At 35.3% G+C, this 13157-nt stretch carries 16 protein-coding genes; 12 read left to right on the top strand and 4 right to left on the bottom strand.

Going from position 1 to position 13157, the window contains the following annotated elements:
• The first annotated feature begins 107 nt into the window (after nucleotides 1-107).
• From CN326_RS12215 to CN326_RS12195, 3 genes are all read left to right on the top strand, one after another.
• Nucleotides 108-716 (top strand): lysophospholipid acyltransferase family protein, encoded by a 609-nt coding sequence (locus tag CN326_RS12215; RefSeq protein ID WP_098309298.1) that lies wholly within the window; start codon nucleotides 108-110, stop codon nucleotides 714-716.
• Nucleotides 717-1439: 723 nt separating this feature from the next.
• The gene (locus CN326_RS12205; protein WP_098309296.1) at nucleotides 1440-2198 is read left to right on the top strand and encodes a TatD family hydrolase; all 759 of its coding nucleotides are present in this window, start codon (nucleotides 1440-1442) and stop codon (nucleotides 2196-2198) included.
• Nucleotides 2199-2805: 607 nt separating this feature from the next.
• Complete coding sequence (locus CN326_RS12195) at nucleotides 2806-3339, top strand: transglycosylase SLT domain-containing protein (protein ID WP_098309334.1); 534 nt, start codon at nucleotides 2806-2808, stop codon at nucleotides 3337-3339.
• An 18-nt stretch (nucleotides 3340-3357) separates the two neighbouring features.
• On the opposite strand, the gene CN326_RS12190 is transcribed toward CN326_RS12195, so the two are convergent.
• The gene (locus CN326_RS12190) at nucleotides 3358-4125 is read right to left on the bottom strand and encodes a DUF4931 domain-containing protein (RefSeq protein WP_098309294.1); all 768 of its coding nucleotides are present in this window, start codon (nucleotides 4123-4125) and stop codon (nucleotides 3358-3360) included.
• A 34-nt stretch (nucleotides 4126-4159) separates the two neighbouring features.
• Nucleotides 4160-4399 (bottom strand): YciI family protein, encoded by a 240-nt coding sequence (locus CN326_RS12185; protein WP_309247645.1) that lies wholly within the window; start codon nucleotides 4397-4399, stop codon nucleotides 4160-4162.
• 206 nt (nucleotides 4400-4605) lie between these two features.
• Here CN326_RS12185 and CN326_RS24625 point away from each other — a divergent pair, with 206 nt between their 5' ends.
• The 3 genes from CN326_RS24625 to abc-f all read left to right on the top strand — a co-directional run bounded on the left by CN326_RS24625 (nucleotide 4606) and on the right by abc-f (nucleotide 7201).
• The gene (locus tag CN326_RS24625; protein WP_176524607.1) at nucleotides 4606-4746 is read left to right on the top strand and encodes a hypothetical protein; all 141 of its coding nucleotides are present in this window, start codon (nucleotides 4606-4608) and stop codon (nucleotides 4744-4746) included.
• Nucleotides 4747-5062: 316 nt separating this feature from the next.
• The gene (locus CN326_RS24620) at nucleotides 5063-5197 is read left to right on the top strand and encodes an RAxF-45 family protein (RefSeq protein WP_098309333.1); all 135 of its coding nucleotides are present in this window, start codon (nucleotides 5063-5065) and stop codon (nucleotides 5195-5197) included.
• A gap of 132 nt (nucleotides 5198-5329) precedes the next feature.
• Nucleotides 5330-7201, top strand: a complete 1872-nt coding sequence (gene abc-f, locus CN326_RS12175; RefSeq protein ID WP_098309293.1) for a ribosomal protection-like ABC-F family protein — start codon at nucleotides 5330-5332, stop codon at nucleotides 7199-7201.
• A 105-nt stretch (nucleotides 7202-7306) separates the two neighbouring features.
• On the opposite strand, the gene CN326_RS12170 is transcribed toward abc-f, so the two are convergent.
• Nucleotides 7307-7507: a hypothetical protein gene (locus CN326_RS12170; protein ID WP_098309292.1), complete on the bottom strand. Its 201-nt coding sequence runs from the start codon at nucleotides 7505-7507 to the stop codon at nucleotides 7307-7309.
• A gap of 148 nt (nucleotides 7508-7655) precedes the next feature.
• Nucleotides 7656-8525, bottom strand: a complete 870-nt coding sequence (locus CN326_RS12165) for a Cof-type HAD-IIB family hydrolase (protein ID WP_141525039.1) — start codon at nucleotides 8523-8525, stop codon at nucleotides 7656-7658.
• Nucleotides 8526-8852: 327 nt separating this feature from the next.
• On the opposite strand from CN326_RS12165, the gene CN326_RS12160 reads away from it, so the two are divergent.
• The 6 genes from CN326_RS12160 to CN326_RS12130 all read left to right on the top strand — a co-directional run bounded on the left by CN326_RS12160 (nucleotide 8853) and on the right by CN326_RS12130 (nucleotide 13070).
• Complete coding sequence (locus CN326_RS12160; RefSeq protein ID WP_154709425.1) at nucleotides 8853-8963, top strand: DUF3948 family protein; 111 nt, start codon at nucleotides 8853-8855, stop codon at nucleotides 8961-8963.
• Between the two features lie 89 nt (nucleotides 8964-9052).
• Nucleotides 9053-9163, top strand: a complete 111-nt coding sequence (locus tag CN326_RS12155) for a DUF3948 family protein (RefSeq protein WP_098309290.1) — start codon at nucleotides 9053-9055, stop codon at nucleotides 9161-9163.
• 89 nt (nucleotides 9164-9252) lie between these two features.
• Complete coding sequence (locus CN326_RS12150) at nucleotides 9253-9363, top strand: DUF3948 family protein (RefSeq protein ID WP_141525038.1); 111 nt, start codon at nucleotides 9253-9255, stop codon at nucleotides 9361-9363.
• Nucleotides 9364-9678: 315 nt separating this feature from the next.
• Nucleotides 9679-10797: a 4-hydroxyphenylpyruvate dioxygenase gene (gene hppD, locus CN326_RS12140; RefSeq protein ID WP_098309287.1), complete on the top strand. Its 1119-nt coding sequence runs from the start codon at nucleotides 9679-9681 to the stop codon at nucleotides 10795-10797.
• Between the two features lie 181 nt (nucleotides 10798-10978).
• On the top strand, nucleotides 10979-11935 hold the full coding sequence (locus CN326_RS12135) for a fumarylacetoacetate hydrolase family protein (protein WP_098309286.1): 957 nt from the start codon (nucleotides 10979-10981) through the stop codon (nucleotides 11933-11935).
• The gene (locus CN326_RS12130) at nucleotides 11895-13070 is read left to right on the top strand and encodes a homogentisate 1,2-dioxygenase (RefSeq protein ID WP_141525037.1); all 1176 of its coding nucleotides are present in this window, start codon (nucleotides 11895-11897) and stop codon (nucleotides 13068-13070) included. Before CN326_RS12135 ends, CN326_RS12130 begins: the two co-directional genes overlap by 41 nt.
• Nucleotides 13071-13157: the final 87 nt, after the last annotated feature.

Below are 13157 nucleotides of genomic sequence, written 5' to 3'. Positions count from 1 at the left end.
TATTTTAAAATTTGTCACTTATTTTTATTACTAACTATTAATACTTAGTGTTATAATTAAAAATAAATACAGTTATAAAAATTGAATTGTAGAAGGGAACAGATCGAATGTATACATTCATTACAAAGCTGTTGAAATATATATTTAAAACATTTGGAAAAGTGGAAGTATATGAAAAAGAAAAATTACCGCAAGGCGGAGCGTATGTTGTAGCTTGTACGCATACAAGCTGGATGGATGTTGTAATGTTAGCAACGGGAATGTTACCAACGAAAATTCATTACATGGCGAAAAAAGAATTGTTTCAAAGTAAATTTGGGAATTGGTTTTTTAAGAATGTAAATGCCTTCCCGGTTGATCGTGAAAATCCAGGACCAAGCACACTGAAAATTCCATCTAGATTATTAAAAGAAGGAAAAGTTGTTGGGATATTTCCGAGCGGAACGAGAACAGCAGAAGCTGTCTCATTAAAAGCTGGCGCTGTTACAATTGCATTTCGTTCTAATGTTCCGTTAGTTCCAGCGGCATATGTTGGACCTAAAAATTTAAAAGAATTGTTTCGCGGAAAAAGAGCGCAGTTAATTTTTGGTGATCCGATTCAAGTGGAGCAATCATCACAGATGGATCGTAAAGAAGTGATGCAACTAATGACAGAAAAATTAAATGAGACGTTTGCACAGTTAAAAGAAAGACTGCAAGAAGATAAAAAAGCATAATGGAAATAGGAAAAGACGACCTGGCATAGAAGGTCGTCTTTTCAATTTTATCTATATAAGGGGAAAGGGGGACACAAATTTATACAAGGCTCATTGCGGCAGTATCATTACTGGTCCAATGTAGTAGAAACAGTTTTCGCTTCATCGTGATTGGGTGCTGCCTTGTTTCTGACTACATTGTACGAAATATGAGGAGTTATAACTATCGAATTAGCTTACAGCATGATTACATTTTTGTAAGGTACATGTAATGTAACTCGATAGTTGTAATGAATAGTATCACCTATAATAAAAGTAGAAAGAACGAAATATGTCTTTCTGTCTAAAGTAATAATGTGATGAAAAGGATTAACGACCAACTAACTGTAAGCCACATCTTAAAAGAGATGTGGCTATTTTTTTAAACCTTACAAAAATGTAAGATTAAAGTAAGCGAATTCGATGGCACTTTTGTCATATTTCACTCATAATACAAATAGACATAGAAGTTAGGGAGATTATAGAAGGGAGACAAGTGGGATGCAAAAAGAAGAAATGGCTAAATTTCCATTTGTAGAATGTTTTAGCTACTTTGGTGTTGCGATTGTATGTATTGGGATTTTTGACGTGATTACAAATTTAATTGTTTAATAAATAGACGAACAAGAAGGAGAGCCTTCTTGTTTTTTTATTTTATATACATTTTAGAAAGTCATATTACAATGAAAGAAAGAGGTGATAGAAGTGAGATGGATTGATAGTCATATACATTTGGATCAATATAAAAAAGAAGAGCAATTACAGTTAATTGAAGATATACAAAAGGTGAAGGAAATAGCAGGAATGATTGCTGTGTCGAAGAATTATCATTCTTGTCAACGAACGTTGGAGCTAGCGAAGAATTATCCGTCTATATATCCAGCACTTGGATTTCATCCCGAGCAAGACATTGATTTTGAACAATGCGAAAAAATTTATCAACTGATTGAAAAAGAAGCACATCACATTGTTGCGATCGGAGAAGTTGGTTTGCCTTATTATTTACGGCAAGAGAATCCCAAGTTGTGGTTGAAACCATATATTGAAATACTAGAAAGATTCGTATACTTGGCCCAAAAACATGATTTGCCAATTGTACTGCACGCTGTATATGATGACGCAGAAGTTGTTTGTGATTTACTTGAATCTTATCAAATACGCCGAGCTCACTTTCATTGGTTCAAGGGAAGTCAACAAACGATGGAGAGAATGATAGGGAATGGGTATTACATTTCTATTACACCTGACATTGTATATAAAGAAAAAATCAAGGATATTGCTGCTTTTTATCCGTTATCGCACCTTATGGTAGAAACGGATGGACCGTGGAAATTTAATGATGAAATGACACATCCATATATGATTTTACAAGTGTTAAAGAGTATGAGTGAAATAAAAGGACTATCACTTGAAGATACAGCGGAAACTATTTATAAAAACACAGTTCAGTTTTATAAAATGTAATAGAAAAGATTCAGGGTTTCCCTGAATCTTTTCTATTACTTAAATCTTTTGTCACGCCTGATTAATAACCAGAAGATAAGAGCTATACATCCGATAATGATAAAAAATCCGTATTTTTTCAATAAATCTACAAAATGATTTTCGGTAAATGGCTTATTCACATGAAGACCATGTTGGTTCCGCATTAACGGGCAGTAAGACCCCATCTCAAGATTTAGAGAGAATCGAAGAAGATAGGTGGGGGATAACTGCCCGTAAAAGCCCGATTGGTTCAACTAACCCTCAGTGGGGGATGAAGCCCCCACTAAGGGAAGTTTTACTTTATCAGAAGTAATCTCGATATCGTTCATTTTGACTTCTCCTATTCTATTTATATTGAGTGAAATAATAGTGAATGTAATTCTATAAATGGTATGTGATTTAAGTTAGTTTCAATGATTGATAGAGAAATGTTACATTTTCATGTATGTTTAATATCTTTTGCATCACAAAATCAGACTTAAGAAGGATGGTGATGTAGAATATTCTTGGTATGATAGAAATGAAGCAATTGTATATGTGTAAGGCTGAAAGGCGACAAATTTCAGCGAAAGAAGAGGTAAGATACGTGAAGAAGTTCTTTGTAGGGTTCTTAATTGTAGTGGGAATATATACGTTTTTTCGGGGCGAATCAGAAGGAATGGACAGAGTTATAAATTCAACAAGTTATGTTGATTCAGAAGAAGCAAAACAGATGAAACAAATTATTAGCGAAGAGGCTGAGAAATATAATCTTCCAGAATGGATACCTCTTACAATTGCCGAGCATGAGAGTCGTCTAAATCCAAGAGCCGTTGGAGATCATGGAACATCATTTGGGCTATTTCAATTGCATCGGGGTGGTGGAATTGCTCCTGAGAATGTAACAGATGAGCAATTAAAAGATCCGCGAATAAATGCTCAAATTGCCATGCCTCATTTGGCAAAAGGGTATAAAAGAGGTGTAGAGAAAGGTTTAACAGAATTTGAGTTACTAAAATATATAGCAAACACATCCGGCTGGCCTGGTAATCTTGGAACGGAGTGGACGGATAAAAATATGAATTACAATATCGGGTTAGAGAATGCGTATTATAAAAATAAAGGTGTTATGAAAGAGTAGGTTGTATGATGACCTACTCTATTTTTCTATGAAATATGTCCTTAACTGTTCTTTTACTCCTTGTAATTGTGTAGAAACTTGAGGGATGTTATATCCAACGTATAGTGGTGAAACGACAAATCGGGGAACAATTTTACATATAATTTTTCCATCTAAGCTATAAAAGAACATGTTATAACTATTACACCGTTTATGAAAATCGTGTAATACGTAGCGTACCGTTTTTTGAATATAATCTGCCATCATATCAATTAGATTCGTATTTTCTATTATAATGTTAAATTCTGTAAAACCGATAATTGGATGAGTAGAAATATTCAACTCGATTCCGTGTTCTTTGTTTACAATGACTCCTTTGAAATGTTCGGTTTTTACATTTTGTCGATAGTCGACATGTTCCATACCAATAATTTGCATATGTGCATGGTGGATTGTTCCCCCTGATAGCGTTCCATGGTTTTTATATAAAATGACAGATTGGAATTTTTCGCTTTCTTCTAATGATAACCAGTGCTTAACTGAAAATCGTATAAGCTTTCGCATATGCTTTTGTGTATAGGTGGCAATATGATCGTGACAATTATCAGTTTCGATAATGACTGTTTGTAATGTATTTTGTAATGTCGGATATTTATTTTTTAGCCAAATAATTGTTTCATCCGTTTCTAAAATATTGCTTAGTTGTGTTTGATCGCAAAATGGGCAGGCTGTTTCTTTATTTTGCATGCTGTTTGGCTTTTGTTGTCCAATCTGATTTAAAAAGAATAGCTGTTGTTGTGTCTCCATTTTTCTCCCCCTGTAACCGTATGTATATGAAAAATTATCCTATATTTGGCGTATCGTTAATGAATATTTGAAAAGGGTCTGTGTATTTTGTTGGTGTAAATTCAATAATTTCATAACGAGCAATGTTATGAATATAAAAAGGATCTTCTGCAATAATTGTTTCTATCTCTTGTTCAGATACAGCATTCATTAAAATGATTCCACCAACGCGAGGGTTACGGCGCCCTGAAAATATAAACTTGTTTAGGTCGTAGTATTTATCTAGAAATTGAATATGCTCCTACAGATAATGTTCTACAACCTCAAGTGGTTGGATATAATTTACCATTGTTAAAAACATATTTCTCCCCCTATTTGCCATATTCCAACTAGTACATATTCGTGAAAAGTCATTTTAAATCCTTTATAGTGGGATTAGGGAAAAATTAGAAAATAGAGTTATCATATGAAAGAAGAAAGAAATGTATCGTTTCCAATAAAATGATGTTTGTCATCGCATATCGCTTATCGACAATACTACAAGCAGATCAAATTCTTGTAGTAGAGGATGGGTATATTACAGGTGAAGGTACGCATGAGGAACTGATGGAGAAGCACGCATATTATAAAAAAATTGTATAACAGCAATTTGCGGTAGAGCAAAACAAAGACGAGATACCCTGCCTAATTTAGGATATCTCGTCTTTATTTTTTTCGCCGTCTTTTTCATGAATTGTTAATTTCATCAACAATTGGTTTTGCATCAACTAAAATTTGAATAACAGTTTTTACAATATCTATCATGTGCTATGCCTCCTTTTATTTTTGAACCACAGCTGTCTTTTATGTATGAATGTGTCTATTTACATTATTTTCAGAAAAATGACTATCCAAACGTATTTTAGGAGAGTATAATAAAATGGTAAGTATAAAATTCCGTACGAAAGAGGTGAAAGAGATGAATCGTTCTATAGTTGTACGCACGCAATTTTTAGATTTTATCTACATTTGTCGTGCAATTTTTCATCGTGTAGTTGCTAACGGGATACGTATGCCCTTTTTTAGCAATTTCATAACAACTATTGAACGATAGAGGTCTCTTCACCCATTTTATAGAAACGTGTGAAAAGGGAACTATGGTGGTTCCCTTTTCTATTTTGAAATAAAAGCCGTGGGTAAGGTTCTTTACTCATGGCTTTTTTACGTTGAAAGGAGTACGGAAAAGATGATGATTTGTAGTGTAAACAATATAGCGAAGACATTTGGTGGAAATATTATATTTGAAAATATATCGTTTGAGATAAAGGAAGGCGACCGCATTGGTTTAGTTGGTCGTAACGGCAGTGGTAAAACAACAATTTTTCAACTGTTAACGGGAATTGAACATGTGGATGGCGGTGCGATCCATATGAAGAAAGGTACGCGTATTGGTCATGTTGCTCAAATTCCGAAGTTTACTGAAGGAATGACTGTATATGATGTATTAAGCTCTGCATTTACGAAAGAGCAAGCATTAGAAAAGAAAATGCGTGAACTTGAACAGAAGATGGCCATAAACGTTACGGAAAAAATGATGACAGAGTACGGAGAAATACAGGAGCAGTTTTCCTTTTTAGGTGGTTATGAAATCGAAGCGAATATCATGAAAGTCGCTAATGGACTGCAAATAACAGAATTATTTCCGCGAAGTTTTATAGAGCTAAGCGGTGGTGAACAGACGAAAGTGAGCTTAGCTTATATGCTCCTTAAGAAGCCAGACTTACTATTTCTCGATGAACCGACAAATCATTTAGATTTATTCGCGGTGGAATGGCTTGAGCAATTTTTAAAGGAATACAATGGGACAGTCGTTGTGATTTCACATGATCGTTATTTCTTGGATGAGGTCGTAACGAAGATTTTTGATTTAGAAGATGGGGAATTGCATGTATATCATAAGAACTATTCACAGTTTGTAAAGGAGAAAGAAGAAAGATTACTGCAAGAGTTCCAAGCGTATCAAGAGCAGCAAAAGAAAATAAAGAAAATGAAAGAGGCAATTAAAAGACTTAGGGAGTGGGCTAACCAAGCGAATCCGCCTAATGAAGGATTGCATAAACGCGCCCGCAATATGGAACGTGCTTTAGAGCGTATGGAAAAATTGAAGAAGCCTGTCTTAGAGCATAAGCAAATGGGGCTTCAGTTTGAAGGACAAGAACGCAGCGGGAAAGATGTTGTTATCATGAAAGAAGTTGGAAAGAATTTTGGTGAACGCATCTTATTTCAAAATGTAGAATTACATGTTCGTTTTCAAGAGCGCGTTGCGATTGTTGGACGTAACGGTACAGGAAAGACAACATTATTGAATTTATTACTACAAGAAATGAATCCAGATGTAGGTGAAATTCGTATTGGGAGTGGAGTAAAGCTCGGCTATTTGTCTCAACATATGATCGTTAACGGTAAACAAACGGTATTAGAAATGTTCAGAGAACAGGTAGCAGTAACAGAAGGAGAAGCCCGCCATATACTTGCTCGCTTTCTATTCTACGGACCAGCTGTATTTAAAAAGGTGAATCAATTAAGCGGGGGCGAGCGAATGCGTTTAAGATTGGCACAGCTCATGCATCAAGATATTAATTTTCTTGTACTCGATGAACCGACAAACCATCTCGATATTGAATCGAGAGAAGTATTAGAAGAAGCGCTTGAACAGTATAATGGAACTATTCTGGCTGTATCCCATGACCGTTATTTCTTAAATAAATTGTTTGCGAAAACGTATTGGATTGATAATCAAACAGTGTATGGATTTGCTGGGAATTATGCTTGGGCACGCGAGAAGTGGCAAGAGAGCAGAGAAAAAGAACAACAAACTGTTGTACAAAAGGAAAAAATAGTAGCTGTGTCAAAACAAATACCTATAGATAAAGACATTATAAATTTGGAAGAACAGCTTATGAATGTGGAGCAAAGTATATACGAGTTAGAATGCAAAATGGCTGAAACTAAAAATGTTTTAGAATTGGAGAAACTATATAAAGAAAAAGAGCAAAAAGAGTTGTTAAGAACAAAATTATATGAGGATTTAGAGAATAGTATGGATATGAAGAATTAAAAAGCTGGTGTAGGATATATTGGCGTGTTACTTCTGTTTGCTGGTATCTTCTTTATCATCGGTTTAACAAGAATACGTTATGATTGAACAAAAAGAAAGCAGAATTTACAGCCTTGCGCGCTGAATTCTGCTTTCTTTTTCTTTTTCTTCTGATGGCCCAAGTGAAATGATAATAGCAATCCCGAACATGAAGAGAAACACTAAAAAGAGGACGAGTGTCGGGAAGAAAGGAAATAAGAGTAATGCTCCTAATATAACGAGCATTAAACAAATATAGTTCAAAACATCTAGGAATAACTTGTCCATGTTTTCTCTCCTTTATTAAGAAACTGTTATTATCGTATGCTGGATCTATCGATAATAGAATAATTTTTTAAGTAGGATTCTTGTATGTTGGTAAAAACCATATATTATGAGAAAAGGAGAAACCAATTTAATGGTTTCTCCTTTTCTATTATCTTTGTTGCGCTTTTTGTAAAATGTATTGCTCGATTGCATAAGCTACGCCATTTTCATCGTTTGTCGCTGTTACAATGTCACATAGTTGTTTGACATCGTGTTCTGCATTTCCCATTGCTATTGATAAACCTGCCACCTCTAACATTGGGACATCATTAAAGTTATCTCCAATGGCAACAGTATCTTGTAAAGGAATATGAAAATGTTTTGCCATTTCTTGTAATCCATTGCCTTTATGACCATGTTTGTCCATAATCTCTAAGTTTGTTGGAGCGGAAGCTGTCACCATAATTGCCGCATCTTTCTCTAAAGATTGTAGCAATTGTACACGCTTCTCTTTGTTGAATGTAAGGATAAAAAACTTTGAAATTTCAATGGTTGAGTCGGATACCACATCTTCAATACTTTGAAAAGTTGTAATTAAATTAGCTTTTAGTTGCTTCTCGCTAATTCGCTCAATTTCTTCAATTGTAACATCAAGGGAATCTTTGTTTAGTTGAAAAGCTTTTGTTACTTGTTCTTTCCAATTATACGGTGCATATACACCCTTATTTGTATAGAGCTTATACGGAAATCCCCCAGCTTCGAGCTGTTTTGCAACTTCATATACTTTTTCTTTTTGCAAAGTGCGCGAATGAATTACTTTTCCATCAGCGTATACTACTGCTCCATTACTAGCTCCTAGTGGAAGAGACAAGCGGTATTGCTCAAGCAGTTTTAAAATATCTTCTTTTGCTCTACCAGAACAAATCATAACGATATGTCCTGCTTCTTCAGCGTTGCGTATTGCCTCTAAATTTTCCTTGGAGATTTCTAGATTAGATGATAAGAGCGTACCATCCATATCAAGTGCGATTAATTTCAAGCTGATCACCTCTTTGTTTCAATCATACTAAATTAAATGTTATATCGAAACTGTTACATTAATGTTACACAGATATACTCGCTTATTTTAACTACTTAATATGCTTGAGAAGGTAAAAATGTGAGAGGTATCTTCTCCCCACGCTTTATACTTGTTAAAAAAAACATAATAATTTTATACGAACTATTGCTTAAGTAAAAAAGTTATGTTACAGTAATGTTACAAACGTTACATTATATAATCCAATATGACATTAAGTTAAAAACTATAAATAAATTATTTCTTGGGAATTTAATATAAAGATTTATAAAAAGGAGAATGAGAGCAATGGAAACTAAAGAAGTATTACAATTAACAAAAATGGATTTACTAGGATCAGCAGGAGTAGCAACAGCATTAACAGCGCTTATCGTATTTCTTTCAAGCGTTTTAGCATAATTCATAGTAATTTTTGTACATAGTAGAGCGGAAAACTATTACAAAGTGCAAATTATATATAGAAATCTATAAAAAGGAGAATGAGAGTAATGGAAACTAAAGAAGTATTACAATTAACAAAAATGGATTTACTAGGATCAGCAGGAGTGGCAACAGCATTAACAGCGCTTATTGTATTTCTTTCAAGCGTTTTAGTATAATTCATAGTAATTTTTGTACATAGTAGGGCGGAAAACTATTACAAAATGAAAGTTACATACAGAAATCTATTAAAGGGAGCATGAGAATAATGGAAACTAAAGAAGTATTACAATTAACAAAAATGGATTTACTAGGATCAGCAGGAGTGGCAACAGCATTAACAGCACTTATCATGTTTCTTTCAAGTGCTTTAGTATAATTTAAATTCTGTGTAAATTTGAACGTGAATGAAAAGAGGGACTTCGAAAAAACGGAGTCCCTCTTTGTGTTTTCGTTGAGTTATCAGTAAAGAGGAACTGATGGAAGTTTCACTTTATATAATATAAGGAGAGAAATAGAAAAAAGTCGAATTTTCTATGCAAGAAAAAGGGAGGTATTTGACAGAAAAAATAGAAAAATTAAAATTGACAAAAAATAATTGCGGTGCAATTTATTTTTTACTGATATTTGGAAGCGCTTGCGTTCTTTTAGGAGAAATATTTGGAAAATTATATTACAGGGAGATGAGGAAAATATGGAACAAAAGTCTATGGACACTTTAGCAGCACAAATGGAGGATTTTTTTCCAGTACGTGATGTGGATCATTTAGAATTTTATGTTGGTAATGCAAAACAAACGAGCTATTACCTTGCGAGAGCATTTGGTTTCCGTATAGCTGCATATTCCGGTTTAGAAACAGGAAACCGTGATAAAGTATCTTACGTACTTGTGCAAAAAAATATGCGTTTTGTTGTGTCAGGTGCTTTAAACACGAATAGCCGCATTGCTGAGTTTGTGAAACAGCACGGCGATGGTGTAAAAGATGTGGCACTTCTTGTAGAAGATGTAGAGAAAGCATATGCAGAAGCTGTAAAACGCGGTGCAGTTGCAATTGCTCCGCCAGAAGTGTTATCTGATGAACATGGAACAATTAAAAAGGCAGTTATTGGCACATATGGTGATACAATTCACACGCTTGTAGAGCGTAAAAATTATAAAGGTGCGTTTATGCCAGGATATGAACCACTAGAATCTACTACTCCTTTTGAAGAAACAGGACTAATTGCTGTTGATCATGTTGTTGGTAATGTTGAAAAAATGGAAGAATGGGTAAGTTATTATGAAAATGTAATGGGCTTTAAACAAATGATTCATTTTGACGATGATGATATTAGTACGGAATATTCTGCTTTAATGTCGAAAGTAATGACAAACGGAAGTCGTATTAAGTTTCCAATCAATGAACCAGCAGAAGGAAAAAGAAAATCACAAATCCAAGAGTATTTAGAGTTCTATAACGGAGCAGGCGTACAACATCTTGCGTTATTAACAAATGATATTGTAAAAACTGTTTCTGCGCTTCGTGCAAACGGCGTGGAATTTTTAGATACACCAGATACGTATTATGAAGAATTAACAGCACGTGTTGGTAAAATTGATGAGGAAATTGAAAAATTAAAAGAGCTGAAAATCCTTGTGGATCGTGATGAGGAAGGCTACTTATTACAAATTTTCACAAAGCCAATTGTGGATCGTCCAACTTTATTTATTGAGATTATTCAACGTAAAGGCTCAAGGGGATTTGGTGAAGGAAACTTTAAAGCATTATTTGAATCGATTGAAAGAGAGCAGGCACGCAGAGGAAATCTATAAAGTGAAACTTAGCAGTTCCAAATTGATAGTTAGTGGAATCAATCGGACTCGTATTGATAGTTATCTTCTTTGATTTCTCAGTAAATAGATAGGTATCAAGTTTTCCGTTGGAGCGGGATAACGGTTAGGAGAGATACTCCTTCCGCCCGCTGCTTTACTTTCAAAGCGAGGAGAGAAAACGATGAAGTTTATTACATTTCGTCTTCCTTCAGAAGAAATGAGAGCTGGTTGGCTTGAAGGTGACAAGGTTATTGATATGCATACAGCAAGTGGAGGGGTACTTCCTTCTACAATGATTTCTTTTTTAGAGAAATCAGATGAATATATGGAAATAGTTCGTAAGATTGGCACACCAACGAGCGGTGTTTATCATATTACGGATGTACAGCTTTGTGCACCTTTACCAAACCCAGGGAGTATTCGTGATTTTTATGCATTTGAACAACATGTAAAAACAGCGCGTGGTCGCCGTGGTTTAGATGTTGTTCCAGAGTGGTATGATATTCCGGTGTTTTATTTTACGAATCATCGTGCTGTTATTGGGCCGGAAGAAGCTATTTTGTGCCCAGGTGCAACAAAGAAACTTGACTATGAGTTAGAGATTGCTTGTGTCATTGGTAAAGAAGGTAAAAATATCTCGCGTGAACAAGCTCATGAATATATTTTTGGTTACTGCATTATGAATGATTGGAGCGCTAGAGATTTACAGGCGCATGAAATGAAAGTCGGGCTTGGACCAGCAAAAGGAAAAGACTTTGCTACCTCACTTGGGCCGTATATTGTGACGAAAGATGAGTTAGACGTATATCGAAGCGATGATCGTTATAATTTAGAAATGACAGCTCATATTAATGGAGAACAATGGTCAAAAGGTAATTTTCAAGATATCTATTATACGTTTGCTGAAATGATTGAACGAGCATCCCAAGATGTTACGTTGTACCCAGGAGATATACTTGGTTCTGGTACAGTTGGAAGCGGCTGTATTTTAGAGCTTGGAACAGAAAAATGGCTTAAAGCTGGTGATGTGGTAGAGTTAAAGATTACTAGCTTAGGAACATTGCGTAATACGGTAAAAGCAGAAAAGAAAGCGGGGGATGAGCATGTATTATCGTCGCATGGGGGAACTTCCTCGTAAACGACATGTACAATTTCGTAAACAAGACGGGTCGCTCTATCGTGAGCAAGTAATGGGAACGAAAGGTTTTTCTGGTACGCAATCTATTTTGTATCATCATTACATGCCAACTGAAGTCGGTCATGCTTCTTTAGCTCAATCGTGTCATATGCAGTATGAAGAAGACGTGGCGTTAGCGCATCGTCATTTTCGTACGAAAGAATATAGAAAAACAGGAGATGCCGTGAACGGAAGGAATTTTCTATTAGGAAATGAAGATCTAATAATCGGGGTTGTAAACCCGACGGAGAAAATGGACTATTTTTATCGCAATGGCGATGGAGATGAAATGCTATTCGTTCATTATGGATCTGGGAAAATTGAGACAATGTTCGGTACGATTCATTATCGAAAAGGAGATTATATTATCATTCCAATCGGTACGATTTACCGTGTAATCCCTGAAGTTGGAGAATCGAAATTCCTCGTTGTTGAAGCAAATAGTCAAATTACCACACCGCGTAATTATCGCAATGAGTATGGACAATTATTAGAACATAGTCCATTTTGTGAGCGTGATATTCGTGGTCCAGAGACGTTAGAAACGTATGATGAAAAAGGTGCCTTTGTTGTGATGACAAAGTCTAGAGGATATATGCATAAGCATGTTTTACAGCATCATCCGTTAGATGTTGTTGGATGGGATGGTCATTTATATCCATGGGTATTTAATATTGAGGATTTTGAGCCTATTACAGGGCGCATTCATCAGCCACCACCAGTACACCAAACATTTGAAGGGCATAACTTTGTCATTTGTTCATTTGTTCCGCGTCTATATGATTATCATCCAGAAGCAATCCCGGCGCCGTATTATCATAGTAATGTAAATAGTGATGAAGTGCTCTATTATGTGGAAGGGAATTTTATGAGCAGAAAAGGTGTAGAGGAAGGGTCTATCACGCTTCATCCAAGTGGAATCCCACATGGTCCGCACCCTGGAAAAACAGAAGCAAGTCTTGGTAAAAAAGAAACTATTGAACTAGCTGTTATGATTGATACATTCCGTCCGCTACGCGTGATAAAGCATGCACATGAGATGGAAGATGGACAATATATGTATAGTTGGCTAGAACAAGGCTCATATACTGTATAAGGTGAATGCCTATTATGTATGAAAAACAAAACAAGCACGCTCATTTATGAGCGTGCTTGTTTTAATAAAAGAATCGACATTATATAA

This window comes from Bacillus sp. AFS018417, from assembly GCF_002560985.1.
Taxonomy (GTDB): domain Bacteria; phylum Bacillota; class Bacilli; order Bacillales; family Bacillaceae_G; genus Bacillus_A; species Bacillus_A rhizoplanae.
Note: the sequence above shows the minus strand (reverse complement) of the source record. Positions and strands in the feature narration are given on the sequence as shown.